This window comes from Cyclobacterium xiamenense, assembly GCF_009467825.1.
GTDB classification, from domain to species: Bacteria; Bacteroidota; Bacteroidia; order Cytophagales; family Cyclobacteriaceae; genus Cyclobacterium; species Cyclobacterium xiamenense.
This window is the reverse complement of sequence record NZ_WIOK01000015.1, coordinates 65652-83473: the sequence shown is the minus strand read 5'-3', so window position 1 is coordinate 83473 and position 17822 is coordinate 65652. Positions and strand designations below refer to the sequence as shown.

The 17822-nt window shown below is 51.0% G+C and carries 12 protein-coding genes; 7 read left to right on the top strand and 5 right to left on the bottom strand.

The features are described from left to right. The first annotated feature begins 443 nt into the window (after positions 1–443). From GCU44_RS12860 to GCU44_RS12845, 4 genes are read left to right on the top strand one after another with little or no spacing between them, the layout of a single operon-like run. Entirely contained in the window at positions 444–2159 is a 1716-nt protein-coding gene (locus GCU44_RS12860; protein WP_154856763.1) for a PQQ-dependent sugar dehydrogenase, read from the top strand. After that, the gene (locus GCU44_RS12855; protein ID WP_154856762.1) at positions 2156–3025 is read left to right on the top strand and encodes a sugar phosphate isomerase/epimerase family protein; all 870 of its coding nucleotides are present in this window, start codon (positions 2156–2158) and stop codon (positions 3023–3025) included. The genes GCU44_RS12860 and GCU44_RS12855 overlap by 4 nt, the downstream gene beginning before the upstream one ends. A 3-nt stretch (positions 3026–3028) precedes the next feature. Next, positions 3029–5863 carry a PVC-type heme-binding CxxCH protein gene (locus GCU44_RS12850; protein WP_154856761.1) on the top strand — a complete coding sequence of 945 codons (2835 nt, stop codon included), beginning with the start codon at positions 3029–3031 and terminating at the stop codon, positions 5861–5863. Positions 5864–5903: 40 nt separating this feature from the next. Then, positions 5904–7370, top strand: coding sequence for a glycine--tRNA ligase (locus GCU44_RS12845; RefSeq protein WP_154856760.1), 1467 nt, complete (start codon positions 5904–5906; stop codon positions 7368–7370). Positions 7371–8049: 679 nt separating this feature from the next. Here the strand turns inward: GCU44_RS12845 and GCU44_RS12840 are convergent. The 5 genes from GCU44_RS12840 to GCU44_RS12820 all read right to left on the bottom strand — a co-directional run bounded on the left by GCU44_RS12840 (position 8050) and on the right by GCU44_RS12820 (position 13674). Continuing rightward, positions 8050–8349 (bottom strand): GIY-YIG nuclease family protein, encoded by a 300-nt coding sequence (locus tag GCU44_RS12840; protein ID WP_154856759.1) that lies wholly within the window; start codon positions 8347–8349, stop codon positions 8050–8052. Between the two features lie 852 nt (positions 8350–9201). Further along, positions 9202–10164, bottom strand: coding sequence for an alpha/beta hydrolase (locus GCU44_RS12835; protein WP_154856758.1), 963 nt, complete (start codon positions 10162–10164; stop codon positions 9202–9204). Between the two features lie 9 nt (positions 10165–10173). Next, on the bottom strand, positions 10174–10905 hold the full coding sequence (locus GCU44_RS12830; protein ID WP_154856757.1) for a sugar-binding protein: 732 nt from the start codon (positions 10903–10905) through the stop codon (positions 10174–10176). Positions 10906–10976: 71 nt separating this feature from the next. Continuing rightward, on the bottom strand, positions 10977–12464 hold the full coding sequence (locus tag GCU44_RS12825; protein ID WP_241684941.1) for a sulfatase-like hydrolase/transferase: 1488 nt from the start codon (positions 12462–12464) through the stop codon (positions 10977–10979). 313 nt (positions 12465–12777) lie between these two features. Then, entirely contained in the window at positions 12778–13674 is an 897-nt protein-coding gene (locus GCU44_RS12820; protein ID WP_154856756.1) for a hypothetical protein, read from the bottom strand. 428 nt (positions 13675–14102) lie between these two features. Here GCU44_RS12820 and GCU44_RS12815 point away from each other — a divergent pair, with 428 nt between their 5' ends. From GCU44_RS12815 to GCU44_RS12805, 3 genes are all read left to right on the top strand, one after another. Then, positions 14103–14600: a hypothetical protein gene (locus tag GCU44_RS12815; RefSeq protein ID WP_154856755.1), complete on the top strand. Its 498-nt coding sequence runs from the start codon at positions 14103–14105 to the stop codon at positions 14598–14600. Positions 14601–14803: 203 nt separating this feature from the next. After that, positions 14804–15979: a glycoside hydrolase family 18 protein gene (locus tag GCU44_RS12810; RefSeq protein WP_241684940.1), complete on the top strand. Its 1176-nt coding sequence runs from the start codon at positions 14804–14806 to the stop codon at positions 15977–15979. A gap of 252 nt (positions 15980–16231) precedes the next feature. Beyond that, positions 16232–17815, top strand: coding sequence for a serine hydrolase domain-containing protein (locus GCU44_RS12805; RefSeq protein ID WP_154856753.1), 1584 nt, complete (start codon positions 16232–16234; stop codon positions 17813–17815). Positions 17816–17822 lie beyond the last annotated feature (7 nt).

Genomic DNA, 17822 nt, shown 5'->3' with positions numbered 1-17822 from the left:
TATATTTTTTTCAGACGGGGATAATGGTCAGTTTACCGTTGAAAATCTTTCCTTCTGAAAAGAGCTGGGATTGCCGGGTCCAAGGCATTAGATGAGGCGGGTGCAGTTTCTTCATCGAATTATCAAAAGCTACCCTACAGCAAATTGGGAAAAAAGTTAGGTAAACTGCAGAGATTCTACCGGCCAACAAGTTGCAGCCCCCAATTGAAATAACACACGATTATTTCTTTGATCAACCTGTATTCGTCAGTTCCGATGTCCTGTCCCGAAATTAGTCAAAAGGAGTTGGCCCAATTTCAATACAGTGAACGGTATGTTCCAAACGATGCTTGTATCTACCGATTCCAATCGGTCACATTCGTTTTTTTATTTTGGTAGAATAGAGTAGATTAGTCGGGTCAATTAGAAAAAAGATCATCGGCAATCGCCTGACTATACCCTTTATGAATAACCGATTTTACGGATACCTGCTGTTTGCAGCCACTGCCATTTCCTGGTCCTGTTCCCCGGGAGATCAAAAACTTGAGGAGCTGATTCCCATGGACGAAGCAGCTCTGGCGAACGGAGAGGACCTGTTTGGTACCCACTGCAGCAGCTGCCATGGTTTCGAACAGGACGGGATCGGTCCCCAGCTCGGAGGCATTACCCGAGAGCAGCCTCTGGAATGGCTGCGCCGCTTTATCAAAAACCCCACTGAAGTGATCGATAGTGGAGACGAGCGAGCTGGGGCCGTCTTTGCGCGCTATAAAAGCTACATGCCGGGTTTTGCCTACCTGGAGGAAAAGCAAATCGACGCCATCATAGCGTACATGCACCAATACCCGGCACCTCAGGTAGCCGAAGGTGCCCGCGGTGATTCCATTCTAAACCCCATACCCGAACCCATTCCCCTTTCCGACCTGGTCGTGGAGCTTGAGTGGATCAGTACAATTCCGGCCTCTGCCGAAAACAAACCCCTCACCCGCATCGCTAAAATGGATTACCATCCCGTGACGGGCGACTTGTATATCATGGACCTAAGGGGTAAAATGTACCGCATGCAAGGGGAGGAAACACAACTGTATCTGGACATGCAGCAGGAGATGCCCGCCTTTATTAACCAACCGGGCCTGGCTACTGGCTTTGGTAGTTTTGCCTTTCATCCGGACTTTGGCAACAACGGTCTGCTGTATACCTCGCACACCGAAAAACCGGGGACCGCAGCCGCAGATTTTGCCTACGGGGATAGTATCAAATCCACCCTGCAATGGGTGGTGACCGAATGGCAAACCGGGCAACCGCTGGAAGTTCCCCTGCAAGCCAACAGCCGCGAACTCTTCCGTATCGACATGGTCACGGGTATCCATGGTATGCAGGAATTGACCTTCAATCCTCTGGTCCAAAAAGGAGACCCGGATTATGGTTTGTTGTACATAGGCATTGGAGACGGCGGAAGTGTAGGTGCCGGCCATCCCTGGGTTCCCCATGGAGCAAGTCAGGCCTGGGGTTCTATCTTTCGCATCGACCCCTCCGGAAGTAACAGCGCCAATGGTAACTATGGAATCCCCCCAAACAATCCTTTCGTGGGTCGGGAAGGAGCCCTGCCGGAAATTTATGCGCATGGCTTTCGAAATGCCCACCGGATTACCTGGACTGCAGACGGTAAAATGTTGGCCACTAATATTGGACAGGGGCAAATCGAATCCCTGTATATCGTGCATGCCGGGGACGACTACGGGTGGCCAGTCCGGGAAGGCACCTTTGTGATCGACTCCGAAGTGGCGATCAATCAGGTGTTTCCGCTTCCCGAAAACGATGCGGAATTCGGCTATACCTATCCGGTGGCCATGTACGATCACGACGAGGGAAACGCCATCTCCGGAGGGTACGAATACCAAGGGTCTCAAATCCCCGCGCTGCAAGGCAAATACCTGTTTGGCGACATCGTTCGTGGCCGCTTGTTTTTTGTGGAAACCGATGATTTGGTCCGGGGCCGGCAAGCCCCGATATACGAATGGCAGGTAAGCTACGAGGGGACCTCCAAACCCCTGTCCGAACTGTCGGGCAGCAACCGCGTGGATTTGCGGCTGGCGAGAGACCGGCAGGGGGAAATGTACCTCTTCACCAAAGCCGATGGGAAGGTATACCGAATAGCAGGTACCAAACAACCGAACCCATGATCGACATTCAACGAAGAAAACTTGTAAAAAAGCTGGGCCTCTTGGCAGCCACCGCAGTATGGCATCCGGTATTCGGCGGGGATGACGCGCATAGGGCCGACCGTTCCATCGGCGCCTGTGATTGGTCCATCGGCAAGACCGCGGATCCCAGCGCCTTTTCCCGGGCGAAGGAAATCGGCCTTGACGGCGTGCAGGTCAGTCTGGGTACCGCCCAAAACGACATGCACCTGCGCCAGCCGCCTATGCAGCAGGCCTATTTACAGGCTTCCAGCGAGCAGGGGGTGCGCATTGCCAGCCTCGCCATCGGGGAACTAAACCGGGTGCCCTACAAATCGGCCCCCGAAACCGAGGCGTGGGTTCGCGACAGCATCGACGTGGCCAGTGCCCTGTCCTGTACCAATGTATTGCTGGCTTTCTTTGGCAAGGGCGACTTGCGGGACGATCCGGAGGGGAAAGCGGAAGTAGTGCGCCGGCTTCGAAAGGTGGCTCCCAAAGCAGAAGAAATGGGGGTCAACCTGGCCATCGAATCCTGGCTTTCGGCGGAAGAACACCTGGAGCTCATCGAAGCCATCGGTTCTCCTAACGTCAAAGTGTATTACGACGTGGCGAATGCTACCGAAATGGGCTACGATATTTTTCGGGAAATGGAACTGCTGGGAACCGAACATATATGCGAAATCCATTTCAAGGAAAACGGAAACCTGCTGGGGCAGGGCAAAGTCGATTTTGCCCGAGTGAAAGGCACCTTGGATAAAATAGGGTATACGAACTGGATAATTATGGAGGGTGCGCTTCCCAATGGAGCGGAGATCGTGCCGGCTTACCAGCAAAACTTGAAATTCGTTCGAAAACTCATTCGCAGTTAGCCCATGAAAACCTACCGCCTACTATCCCTGTCTCTTTTTTTCGCCCTGCTCTCCTGCGGGACTGGCAACCGGAATCAGGAGGCGCCACTTTTGTATGTACCGGAGGAACTGGAAGTGAGTCTGTGGGCCAGTAGCCCGCTCTTTCACAATCCCACCAACATGGATGTTGACGCAAAAGGAAGGGTATGGCTTACCGAGGCTGTCAATTACCGCGATTTTCGCAATGCCGACGGTCACCTGGTGCGGGAAGCGGGCGACCGGGTTGTCATCCTGGAAGACCGGGATGGAGATGGAAAGGCAGACACTTCGCAGGTATTTGTACAAGACGAAGATTTACGCAGTCCGCTAGGCATCGCTGTGGTGGGCAATCAGGTGGTGGTATCTTGTTCGCCGCATGTAATCGTATACACCGATACCGATGGGGACGACCTGCCGGACAGCAAAGAGGTGTTTTTAACGGGTTTTGGGGGAAAGGACCACGACCACGGCTTGCATGCCGGGCAATTGGGACCGGATGGCAAATGGTATTTTATTGCCGGCAATGCCGGACCACACCGGGTGGAAGACAAAGAAGGCTGGACCTTGCGCTCCGGAAGCGTGTACAACGAATACACCCCCTACAGTACAGAGAATGTGCCGGCCCAGGTAAGTGACGACGGGAAGGTTTATACCGGTGGGTTGATCATTCGAATTAATCCCGACGGTACCGGAATGGAAGTGATGGCCCATAATTTCCGCAATGCCTACGAAGTATTTGTGGACTCCTACGGCAACATGTGGCAAAGCGATAACGACGATCAGACCGCCTCCTGCCGCACCACCTGGCTGATGGAGGGGGGGAATGCCGGTTTTTTCAGCGAAAAGGGAGACCGTACCTGGCAAGCCGACCGCCGGCCCGGTCAGACCATCGCCGAAGCACACTGGCACCAACACGACCCAGGAGTCTTGCCCTCGGGAAATGTGTATGGGGCAGGCTCTCCAACCGGAATGCTGCGCATCGAAGGAGATGAATTGGGAGAAGCATACCGGGGTTTGTTGCTCGCTGCCGATGCGGGAAGAAACATTATTTTTGGCTACCATCCCAGGCCGGAGGGCTCCGGCTATTCCCTGGCCAATAGGCAGAACTTCATTGCTTCTGTTGACACAGACAATGAGGGATATATTTGGCATCAGGTGGAGGCGGATACCAGCAAGTGGTTTCGTCCCAGCGATGCCAGTCTGGGAACGGATGGGTCCCTTTTTGTGGCCGACTGGTACGACCCCATTGTCGGAGGGCATCAGATGCGCGACAAGGGAGGGGAGGGAAAGATTTACCGCATAACCAAAAAAGGCCGGAACTATGCCAGCCCTTCGATTGATTTTGGCACCATTTCCGGTCAGGTGGCGGCCCTTTGCAATCCAGCGGTGCATGTACGGGCCCGTGCTGCTCAGCTTTTACGGGAGCAAGGCGCTGCGGTAATTCCCCAGCTGGAGCCCCTGCTGGATCATGTCAATCCCTTTTACCAGGCCCGGGCAATTTGGCTACTTGCGGAAATGGGTGCGCCTGGCCTGGAAAAAGTGCGGCCTTTGCTTCGGGACAAGAATCCGGAATTGGCTTTGACAAGCCTTCGGGCCATGGCGGCGGTTGCTCCCGAGGCCTTGCTGGGAGAAGCGTCGACGCTTATCTCCGAAGCCCATCCCCTGGTGAGGCGGGAATGGGCGTTACTTTTGCGGAAACTGGATTACGAGAAAACAGCCCCGCTGTATAGCCAGTTGATTGAGGGATTTGACGGAACCGATCCTTGGTACCGCTATGCCCTGGGGATTGCCCTTAGCGATCAGGCAAATGAGGTGTTTGAGCGGGAATGGAAGAATACCGACCCGCTGGCATGGAGCGCGGCTCAGGCCTCGCTGATTTGGGAGCTGCATCCCGAAGCCGCCATTCCGGCGTTGATACACCGGGTACACAGCGAATCGCTAAGCCCGGAGGAACGCCTTCAGGCGCTGGAGACGCTGGCCTTTATTCCACATAACGAAGCGGTAGAAACCTTTTTGAGGCTAGCGAAAGGAGAGGGGATCCTTGCCGAACAAGCAGATTGGTGGTTGCAGTTTAGGAAATACAACGAATGGCAGGACTTTTTGGTGGATTGGGAACCACCTTTGGATAACTTACCTGCCCCTCAGCCCGAGCTCCTCGTTGCACTAGACCAGCTAAGTGATAGCCTGGGGACTATGGCAGCGCAGCAGGATGCCCTGAACAGGCTGGTAGAAAGCCCGGAGGGGCGATTGCACCTGGCATTTTTAGCCGTCAAAGGCAGTTTAGCGGATTCCCTGAAGACGCAATTACCCGAGGAATGGTCCACGGAAGGCCGTCTGGCTGTAAGGAGCCTATTGACCAGGCTGTTTGGAACCGAACAGCATTTGGACGAGGCAGGTATCAACCAGCTAGCGGGCGATGTGACAAATGGAAAGGTCCTGGCTGCCAGAAACTGTCTGGCCTGTCACCGAATTGGTGATTCCGGGAATGAAATAGGTCCTTATCTAAGCGGCATTCGCCAAAAAATGGATGCACCCACCCTGGTGAACGCCATCGTACAGCCCGATGCAGCCATTGGGTTTGGTTCCGAATCCTGGTTGATTCGCCTGAAAAATGGCGCTGCGCTGTACGGGCTGCTGCAGTCCAACGGTCCGGTGGTCACGGTACTTGACAGCCAGGGGCAGCGTTTCGTAATCCCCGCCTCCGAGGTAGCCGAAAAGCGGCAGGTGCCGGTGAGTCTGATGCCCAAACCGGCAGAAATGGGACTGATGGCGCAGGACATTGCCGATATCCGTGCCTACCTGATGCAGGGAGATCTGTAAAAACCTTGTACACTATGGGTTTTTGCTTAATTTTGCGCCCATGGCAAAATCAGCACAACCTCAGGAAAGCAATCTGCTCAAAGATATCATCGCCCATGCCAAAGAGTATGGGTTTGTGTACCCATCTTCCGAAATTTACGATGGACTTCAGGCGGTATACGATTACGGCCCCTATGGCGTAGAATTGAAAAACAATCTCAAACGCCTGTGGTGGGAGTCCATGACCCGCCTGCACGATAATATTGTAGGGTTGGATGCGGCTATTTTTATGCATCCCACCACCTGGAAAGCCTCCGGTCACGTGGATAGCTTTAACGATCCCATGGTGGACAACAAGGACAGCAAAAAGCGGTACCGTGCGGATGTGTTGATCGAAGAAAAAGCGGCCCAGTACGAGCAGGCTGGAGAAGTAGAGCGAGCCAGAGAATTGCTTGCTGCCATGGGGAAATTGCTGGATGCGGCCGATTTTTCCGCGTTGCGTGAGCTGATGATCAACGAGGGCATTACCTGTCCGATGAGTGGTACGGCCAACTGGACCGAAATTCGTCAGTTTAACCTGATGTTTTCTACCCAGGTGGGGTCTGTTGCCGAGGATGCATCCACGATTTACCTTAGGCCGGAGACGGCTCAGGGCATTTTTGTCAATTTCCTAAACGTGCAGAAGACTGCCCGCATGAAAGTGCCTTTTGGGATCGCACAGATTGGAAAGGCTTTCCGAAACGAAATTGTAGCCCGGCAGTTTATATTCCGCATGCGGGAGTTTGAGCAAATGGAAATGCAGTATTTTGTACGGCCCGGTACAGAACTGGACTGGTACAAGCAGTGGGCAGATACCCGGGTAAAATGGCACCTGGCGCTGGGGATACCAGAAGAAAAAATCCGTCGGCACGACCACGACAAGCTGGCCCATTATGCCAACGCCGCCCTGGACATCGAATACCAATTTCCCTTTGGCTTTAAGGAAGTGGAGGGTATTCATTCCCGTACCGACTTTGACCTAAAAGCACACCAGGAATACAGCAAAAAGAAGCAGCAATACTTTGATCCCGAGGTGAACCAGAACTATATTCCCTACGTGATTGAGACTTCTATTGGGGCAGACCGCTTGTTTTTAATGACGCTCTGCAATGCCTATACGGAAGAGCAAATTGGAGATAAAAGCAGGGTATACCTCAAGTTTCACCCAGCCCTGGCACCGGTCAAAGCGGCCATCCTACCCTTGACCAAAAAAGACGGCTTACCGGAAAAGGGCAAGGCCATCTTCGAGCAATTGAAGTACGATTTCAACATTATTTACGAGGAGGCGGCCTCTATAGGCAAGCGGTACGCGCGGCAGGATTTGATCGGAACGCCCTTCTGCATCGCCGTAGACCATCAGACCCTGGAGGACGATACCGTCACCATTAGGCACCGTGATACCACGGAACAGGAGCGGGTAGCGATTGGTGAGCTGCATGGTAGGTTGTCGGAAGCCTGTAGTTTTCGGACGGTGTTTGAGAAGATTTGATTTTGCCTCCCCGGTCCTTCCGGTCCCTGAGCGGAGTTGGTACTGACCGTCATTGCGAGCGCCATTGGTCCCTGAGCCTGCGGGCTTCGGCAGGCTCAGCCTGAAAAGGGAGCAATCTGAACCGGAGCGAGCTCATAAGGAGTTCGGAAGAGGGCAGTTAGATACGCCTGCTGTGCACTCCTTCCTACAGACTGCCGCGGGTGCTTAGGAGGTCAGTGAAATACGATTGGGGTCAGATTAGCCCCCTCGCGGTGACGGACTGCGTTTCCAGTGCGCATACCGCGTCATTGCGAGCGCAGCGGGCATCGGCAGGCTCAGCCTAAAAAGCAATCTGAACCGGAGCGTTGATGTAAGAATCACGAAGAAGGTCAATCAAATACGCCTGCTGTGTACGTTTTCCTACAGACTGCCGCGGGTGCTTGGGAGGTCAGTGAAATACGATTGGGGTCAGGTCAGCACCCTTGCAGTGACGGAAACGTGTCGCAGCGATGCCAACGTCGTCATCGGTAGCGGAGCGGGCTTCGGTATGCTCAGCTTAAAAAACAATTTGAATCGGAGCGAGAGCACAAGGAAATCAGAAAAGGAGAGTTAGGTAAGGCTGATCCGCAAGTCTCTCTTTGAGAATATTTATCGTGATACTTGAAGACGTGTATTTCTGAAACCTGTCAAAAACAAAAGATCACCAATTTTTTACCTCCTCGTACAGGTCTTTCCAAGATGGATTAAAGGCATTGATTAAGTCATTTTTCTTTTTTCTACTCCCGGATTTAAGTTGCTTCTCTCTGCAAATAGCCTCTTCTATTGAGTGAAATAATTCAAAATAGACCAATTTTTTTATTTTATATCGTGATGTAAAAGAGGAGGGGGTTAAACGAGATTTATGCTCCATTACTCTTTTTAAAAGGTTTTCTGTTACCCCAACATATAATGTAGTATTATTTTGGTTGGTCATTATATAGACAGCACCACCTTTTTTCATTTTTTTGGATTTGATGAGGGTTTTGCGGTTAACTAAAATTACATATTTTTAGAAAATTCTACTCGAATACAGTTAAGTATTTCTATACCATTGGATTAATGTGATTTTTTGAAAAAGGCACTCAAGATTCTCTTCTCGATTGCATATCTTAACAGACTTCCGAAGGAACATACCAAGTGCTCAATTGATTATTCTATCCAAATGAGTACTCCAACGTCGTCATTGCGAGCGCAGCGGGCATCGGCAGGCTCAACCTAAAAAGCAATCTGATTCGGGGCGTTCGCGTAAGTATTACGAAAAAGGGCATTTAAATACGCCTGCTCTGTACGTTTTCCTACAGACTGCCGCGGGTGCTGGGGCGGTTAATGAAATACGATTGGGGTCAGATTAGCCCCCTCGCAGTGACGGACTGCGTTTCCAGTGCGCATACCGCGTCATTGCGAGCGCAGCGGGCATCGGCAGGCTCAGCCTAAAAAGCAATCTGATTCGGAGCGTAGACATAAGTATTACGAAAAAGTGCAGTTAAAAACGCCTGCTGTGCACATCTTCCGACAGACTGCCGCGCGTGCTGGGGCGATTGATGCAATAGGATTGGGATCGTTTCAGGACCGATGACGTGTTTTTACCACCCCCTGTCTCCCCCTCCTGAAAACAGGAGGGGCCTTGGGGGAGGTGATTAGAAGTCACTCTTTATTTTTTTAATAGGTTGATTTTTAGATAGGTAAAATTAAGCACTGTTACCCCGATTTCTGCGTTTAAAAAAATTAATTCCCGCAGTGACGGAAACGGGTCGCATTGGTGCCAATGTCGTCAATGGTAGCAACGCAGCACATCAAATCATCGCTTTACGGACTACAGGTATCGTTCTAAAAAACGGTCGATGTAAAACTGACAGTAGTCATTTACCTCCCGCGCCCTATCCATGGTATGCTGCCAGCCTTTTAGCCGGTGGTACTCGTTTGGTACCCCGGCTTGCTGCAGCCAACGCTGCAGGGAATCCGACTGGCTTACCGGTACCAGGGAGTCAATCGTGCCCTGAAAAATAAGCGTAGGTGGATCATCGGCGGTGATAAAGGTACGAGGCGATGCCAGCCGATACATTTCCGGATCCTGCTCGTAGCTGCTGCCCATAAAACGTTGCACCTGTTCGGTGGAAATAGCGTAGGGAGTTGTCAGATCTACCGGGCCGTATAAATCCACAATCGCTTTCACCCTGCTGTCCGGGCCCTGCTCGCAATCCCGGTTAAACAATGGCTCCTCACCTCCGTAGCCAAGCAAAAGGGACAGATGCCCGCCTGCAGATCCGCCAATGAGTGCCAACCGATCGGGATCAATGCCGTACGCGTCCGCATGTTGTTTGATCCACTTAATGCCGCAGTTCACATCCTGTGCGGCGGCAGGAAACGTTGCTACGCCAGAAAGTCGGTAGGAGAGGGTGGCGGTAACGTAGCCCTTTTCAGCATAATCGATCAGGTAAGGGAGGTAATCCTGCCGCTTGCCCTTTTTCCAGGCACCGCCGTGCACAAAAATCAGGGTGGGCGCCGGTTCCTGCAAGTCGTTTTTCCGGTAGATATCAAGCTGCAGCGCCAGCCCGTCGATGGTTTTGTAGGGAATGTCCGTGAACGCTTCCAGGTTCTCCGGCACTGCCGGAGTGGACTCGATCAAGTCTAAGCTACCCAATCCATACGCGATATTCAGAAGGGTTTCATTCAGGTATCCCCGGGGAGCTTGTATCGGCCGGTCCGGGTCGGTGGTTGCCGTTTGGCAGGCGCAAGCGAGACAGCCGGCAACGAGTGCAAGGAATATCGTTCTCATGCAGGAAATTTACTCCATTCGAACCGTTTCTCCAAAAGCCGAAGGGATGTGAAAATCGGGCGTTGGGCTGTTTGGTTTTTTCCAGGAAAACCAGGTAACCGTTTCGTCGGGCGCAGGTTTGAAGTCGGCTCGAAAGATTCCAAGGTAAAAGGGGAAGGAAATCCCCAGTTCGCTCAGTTCGTCCAGGGAGATTTTCCCCTCAACAAGGTATCCGGTATCGGTGATCCTGGCAGCCAGCTCTTTGCTGGTAAAATCCCAGGTCGGGTCAAACTCGCGGTAATAAGCCGCAGAATAATCGAGCACGTTTCCATTCGGGTCGATTTCGATGCAATAGTACCTTGCGAGGGTCGTATCGCTGGAAAAAAACAGTTCCACCCGATCTTCCTTTTCTACGGATGCTTCGTTTTGAAAGGCTACCGTTGTCAGGGAATTGTCCCGGACCTCAAAGGAAAAATTGAAATGGGTTGGAGAGACAAAGGCTCTGAATGTGGTTTGGTCATTATTTTTTTCCTCGGGCCAGGGGGAAATCAATCCCTCGAGAATCCAGGCGCGTTCCCAGGTTTTTTCGTCTATTCGCCCGTCAACCTGTATTTCTCCCGACAGGGCTGGCAGGCTGAGTCGGGAGGAAGCCGGGTCTCCACAGGCAAAAAACAGCAAAGCCAGGGGAGAAACCAGCAGGTACCGCTTAAAAAGCGAGCGTATTTTTTTTGGCTTTTTCCGTGAATGGAGTGCTTTTATCATTGTTTTTTTCGTTTATGGATTGTCCTTCCTGCGGACGCTGTCAAGCGGTTACGGGTCCGTTTCCGTCTCGGTTATTGCTTTTTCCATACCTGGCTTTGTTCCGTTATCGGTACATCCCAGGCCTGGGGAGGATTTGGGGTATATTTTGGGTCGCTATCCTTTTCTGGGAAGGCAGGAATGATTTCACGGAGCTGCTTGAAATGCCGCTTTCTTTCTTCGGTATGCAGGCTGTCGAGTAAGTTGGTGGTTTCCATCGGGTCGGCTAGTAAATCGATAAATTTTTCAGGTTCCCGTTCCGAATTGATGTACAACTTGTACTGTTTGTTTCGAACCACGCGGTCGCGAAACAGGTATTGATTTTCCACGCCGTTTTCTGTAAGCGCGGCATTGTTTCCACCTCCCATGGCTAAAATCCAGTTTCGCTGGGAAGATTGGTCCCCGTGGATCAAAACATCCCGAAAGGAGAAGCCATCGATCTCAAATCGCTCATTCTCCGAATCCCGCTGTTTCTTTTCGGGAATGCCTGCCAGTTCCAGGCAGGTAGGGAAAATATCCGTAAAGTCAATCAGCGCGTCTGAAACCCTATTTGCGGAAATTTTTTTGGGCCAGCTTACCAGAAAAGGCACATTGATGCCGGATTCGATGGTTTTCGACTTACCACCTTTTACGGAAAACCCATTTCGAGTTCCGGTAATTGCGCCGGTAGTACCATTGTCTGTTGTCCAGATAATGAGGGTGTTGTCCCGGATCCCCGCATCTTCCAGCGCTTTTACCAGTTCGCCTGTAATCCGATCGGTATAGGCTACCATGGCTTTGTGCTTCCCCAGATTGTCTGCTTCATTGCTATCGGGAGTGTTCACGAAGGGCGTGTGGGTGAGAACCATGGGATAGTAAATGAACATGGGGTTGTCTTTGTTTTTGTGGATAAAATCGATAATGAATCGTTTAAACACATCGGGTCCAAACGCTCCGGTATGGGTTTTACTGCCTGCTTTTGTGTACAGGTAGGGGTCCTGGTACCTATTGGCACTTGCGGCTACTCCCGTTTCGTAGCCCGTCCACATGCAATAGGCATCAAACCCGTTTTTTGTGAGCGCATCGGGTTCCACCCGGAAATCATCGATTTGCCACTTGCCGGCAATGCAGGTAGCGTAGCCTGCTTTTTTCATTTCCTTTCCCAGCGAGGGATAGCGTGTTTCGTCAAAATGGGCTCCTCCACCCCAGCGAGGAACGTCCCAATGATTTACCCAACCGTGCCTGAAGGGATACTGACCGGTCAATAAGCTGACCCGGGTTGGCGTGCATTGGGGCATGGCATACGCATTACTAAAGGTAATGCCGCTTTTGGCCAGGGCATCAATGGCCGGCGTGGAAATATCCGCTGCACCATACTGGCTGACCCATTCCTTACCAAGGTCATCGACCAGGATGATCAGAATATTGGGCCGGGAAGGGAGCGACGTTGCCGGATTCGTTTGCCAGCAACCGGAAAATACGATCAGTAATGCAATACAAGTCGATTTATTCATGTCGGGTACGGCAGATCTATAGTTAGTCAATCGCGGGTATTTCACCCGGTATTATTCGATAATGATACACGATTCATTTGAATTTTTCATACGTATAGGATATTTATTTGGTAAACAAGGAGTTTTTCTGAAATTCAAATGCAGGGTCGATGTTGCAGTTGCTGGCCCGATTTTTTTTAACCGAAAGCAATCAAATGGTGCGCAAAATCTGTTTCCTCGGAATTTCAAATGACATAACCTAAGTTGTTCCATTTTAGATTTGCCGCGCTCCTAGAAAAGCAACTTCTCGTGTTCTTAGTTAGGAACGATAAAAGATGATAACGTAAACAAAGGACATCAGGAATTATTGAAAGCGAACTGTGATGGTTTCATCGATGCCGCAAGGTACAAAAACCTTATCACCCGGATTAACGGAACGCTGGAAGCCATCCTCTCTCAGAGGTAAGCTTCCCTTTAGGTTCAAGATGCGTCGGTTGGCTTCAATTACCACGGTGGTATCGATGTTCCGTGCATGTTCGTATTTTTCAATTGCAGCGAGAACTGCCAGGCGTTCCTGCCAGCTCTCCCCACAATTCCTGCTCATTTTTAAATAAATATCCCCCAGGAGTAAGTACGTTTTGCCAAAGTCGCTTGCCAATTCAGCAGCCCGCCGGGCATTGTTGCGCGCCTGCTCGAAAAGTCCCAATTCCTTGTATTGGATAGAAGCGATCTGGAAAGAATACATTCCCTTTTTAAACCCATCCGTTTCCCCATCCATAGCCACGTTCAAGAGACGAATAGCTTCGTGATAGTTGCCTTCCTGTATTGCCTGATCCACCTCGCTGTTCGATAGCGGATCTCGTTCAGCCTCGGGTTTGATGGCCGCTTGTAGCAAGTCGTACTGCGCCTGGATCATTTTCAACATCGGGTCCGTTTCCAAACAGCCTAGCGATTTAAGTTGCTCCAGGATGTAGGCGACGGTCTCGAAATCGTCGATATTGGTCGTGTACAGCTCTTCAAGCTCCTGCGTATAGTATTCGCAGTCGAAAGAACGCAATTTTACGTCGTAAAAAGCTGACTTCGACTTGTGTCCCAAATGATGGCCCGGCCCACAGCGTTGGCTGTCCAAATACTCGGTCAACGGAGTGCGTATACCTTCGACGGGAGAGGGAACATACGCGATCCCGATCACCGGGTACAACGGGGCTATTCCCAATCCAAGAAACACGAAAAGAAGTAGGAACAATTCAAGGTATTTCATGGCGAGGGAGGAAATGAACGATTCCTTGTAACTAACGGGTCTTGTTAAAAATCGGTATTTCTAATGAATAATACAATTTCTTGCAAAAGATAATGCAGGCTTCAAAGGAATCGATGGTTCACAATTAATTACTAAAATTTTCATTTTATGTGCTTTTTCGTTTCGGGAGCAAAGCCGGAATACAAACACGAAGATCAATACGCGGGTTTTGAGAAGCCAGCTCCGTTGGATGGTGTGAAGAACGCAAAAAAAATGAACATGCGCTGACGACCGGAAAATAAAACTTTCTAAAAAACAAAAAGAAGTAGTAAATTGTGGTATTACCACCGGGGTACTTGCATCGGTTCCGTAAAACCGATTTTGGAAGTCAACATGCAACTCTCTGAAGATTAAAAAAATATCCATACAGAACACGTAATCCTACATCCATGACGACTGTAAAAGCTGGCCTGTCCGTTTTTTTTCTATTCTGCACACTAAATGTATTTTCACAAGCTGGCAACACCCCAGATGCCAGCCGATTGGCCGAATTAGACGCATTCTGGAACGAAGTGTCTCGAACCATCGAAGAGGGTGACTTTGAAGGCTACGCAGCTACGTTTCATGAAAAGGCGGTCTTGGTGTCCGACCCGAGAGGACTCGCGTACCCGATCACGAAGGCCCTTGCCGGCTGGAAAAAAGACATTGAGGATACCCGTGCCGGATTACGCAAATCGTCCGTGGCCTTTCGATTTAGCAAACGAATGGGCGATCCCACTACTGCCTTTGAGAGCGGAATTTTCTACTATTCCTTCGAAGCGAATGGCGAAAAGGGTGGGTATTACATCCATTTTGATGGGCTCTTGGTAAAAGAGGGGACCTGGAAAATGATGCTGGAGCACCAAAAAGGCCCCGCGACAAAAGAAGAATGGGAGGCGTTGGAATAGGTTAAAGAATGTACTGGTCCCATTTAAATTCTCTCGAATGAAAATACATCTTGTTTCTCCTCACCGATTACTTTTTTGAATTTTTTGCGTATTGTTTCCGTACTCGTGATAATTTTGGTTTTTCAGCGGAGTAAATTGATCGTACATTCCCTTACCAAATATTCAGACTAACAACCATGCTATTTAACTGGAAAACCTACCTCTTGCTTTTATTAGTTGGCTGCTCGCAAGAGTCAGACCAACAATCTGCTACAAATGCCGATGTCACTCCCAACGCTCCAGTGGTGATGGCCTACTACGTGCCAGAGCGTGATTACAAACCAGAGGAGCTGCCCGTCGAAAAGCTCACCCATATTATTTACTCCTTCACCCATGTGATAGATGGAGAAATGAAGTTTAGCAATCCCGAGGAAGCGGGTCCAAAATTAGAAGCGCTGGTCCGACAAAAGGAGCGGAACCCCGATCTGAAGGTAATGATTGCCTGTGGAGGCTGGGGTGCAGATGGATTTTCGGACATGGCCCTGACGGAGGCGAGTCGGTCAAAATTCATTGCAAGTGCGGCCGCGTTTATTGATGCCTATCAACTGGACGGAATGGATATGGACTGGGAGTATCCGGGCATATCGGGTGCCGGTACCAAGGCACGGGAAGAAGACACGCAAAATTTCACCGCTTTGATGAAAGGCCTGCGCGAGATGCTGGACAAATTCGATGAACCAAAATTGCTAACCTTCGCCTCGGCGGGTTGGAAGCGCTACTACGACCACATCGAGGTAAACGAGGTCATGGACTATGCAGATTACACCAACGTGATGACTTATGACCAGGTATCCGGTGTCTCCAGGTACACCGGGCATCATACCCCCTTGGGGGATGTGAAAAGTGAAGCCATTGCGGGCACACCGTTTCATGCCCGGTTGGATAGCTTGTACCAATCGGGGGCAAGCAAAGACCCCGATCCGCGTTCGGCCGAAAAAATTGTAAATTTCCTCCTAGATGAAGGGGTTGATCCCAAGCAGATCGTCATCGGAAGTGCGTTCTACGGAAGGGTGTGGAAAGGTGTTCCGCCGGAAAACAACGGGCTGTATCAGCTGGCTGGCGGAATCCATATCGGCTGGTTGGCCTACAATCAGATTCGGGAACAGTACGAACCGGACAGCCGCTTTCAACGGTATTGGGATGAGCGCGCCAAAGCACCTTTTATGTACAATGCGGACGATAGCCTGATGGTCTCCTACGACGATACCGTTTCTGTGCGGCTCAAGACCGAATACGTGCGGGAAAAGGGACTGGGCGGTATCATGTTCTGGGAATTGGGCAACGACACCAAGGAGGAAGGAAGCTTACTGGATGCGATTCATAAAGCCGCAGAGGACTGAGGGCGGATTGCCCGGGTGCTGTACCCCACTTCCCTGGCGATCAGTTTTGCCTGTTTCATCGCAACGATCGCTGCCTTTGTCTGGAGCAAAAACCCCCATTTTCATGCCGTTGGGTTAGCCCTGTCGGTTTTTGGCCTTTCGTAACTTATCATCGACTACTTCTCCAAAGAGCGGGCATCGATGTAGTATGCAGTGATTCTTCAGCACCTACTTTAATGCCATTACGCGTAAACCAACCCCATCCACTAACCTATGAAAAATACAACTCAATTTCTCCTTTGTTCCTACCTGAGCGCCACACTATGGTCCTGCGGCAGCAAGGAATCAGTAGATGTTGCCCCGCTGCAGGCGGAATCCACTTATTCCGAATCGTACCAGCCACCCGTATTCATTGGCGACGAGCGCAAGGAAAAGATCCGAAGCATTGCGCCCAGGCTGCAGCAGCTTATCGAAGACCATGCCCGGGAACGAAACATTCCGGGAGTAGCCTACGGTCTGGTGGTGGATGAGGAGTTGCTGATTTCAGGGAGTACCGGGTTGATCAATATTGAGCAGAACGTTCCCGCATCGACTTCCGCTGCTTTCCGGATTGCCTCCATGACCAAGAGTTTTACGGCCATGGCTATTTTAAAACTAATGGAGGAAGGCCGCTTGTCCTTGTCCGACCCGGCATCCCGGTACATTCCCGAAATGGCCTCCATGCGCTACCTCAGCAAGGATGCGCCGGCAATTACCATCGAAAACCTGTTGACCATGACGGCCGGCTTTCCGGAGGACAATCCATGGGGAGACCGGCAGCTGGACGAGCCGGACCAATACTTGCAAGACCTGGTTAGCGAAGGCATTTCCTTTTCCAATGTTCCCGCCTATACCTATGAATACAGCAACACGGGCTATGCAATGTTGGGAAAAATCGTCTCTCAGGTATCGGGGATGTCTTACCAGGAGTATATTCGACAACATATTTTTGTACCGCTGGGTATGGAGCACACCTACTGGGAATACGACCGGGTTCCTGCCGGGCAACTGGTCATCGGTTACCGCTGGGAAGACGAAAGCTGGAAGCAGGAACCCATGTTACATGATGGCTCCTACGGAGCGATGGGGGGATTGATTACTTCTATCGAAGACTTTAGTAAGTATATCGGTTTCCACCTATCCGCCTGGCCTCCCCGAAATGATGCGGAAAACGGACCCATACGTAGAAGCTCAGTTCGGGCGATGCAAACGCCCCAATTTGCTCGTTTGAATGCAAACGGGACGGATTTTAGCGGGAAGCCCTGTCCACAGCTTTCCGGCTATGGGTATGGCCTGCGAAGTACCGAATTTTGCAATGGTTTACGACAGGTCGGTCACGGAGGGGCATTGCCGGGTTTTGGTAGCAATTACCAGTTTTTTCCCGAATACGGGGTGGGGCTAATGGCATTTGGCAATCTCACGTATACCAGCCCCTGGCCCTATGCAGCAATCGGGGAATTGCTTTTCGAAACCCTTGCCCTGCAACCCCGACAACTCCCCGTTTCTGCCATTCTAGCCCATCGGCAGGCCCAGTTGGTCGAATGGATACAGCAGGGAGGGCAGGAGTTGGAGAGCGAAATTTTTGCGGAAAATTTCTTCCTGGATCGCTCCCGTGAAAACCGCAGGAAGGAGATCGAAGCCATGCTGGAAGAAGCGGGTACGATTCGGGAAATCGGGACCATGGAGCCGGAAAACCAACTCAGAGGTAGTTTTCCAATGGAAGGAGATCAAGAAACGGTCGAGGTGTTTTTTACCCTCAGCCCCGAAAGCGATCCAAAGATACAGCAACTGGTGCTTTCCTTGCTTCCCAGCGAATGATCCGGTA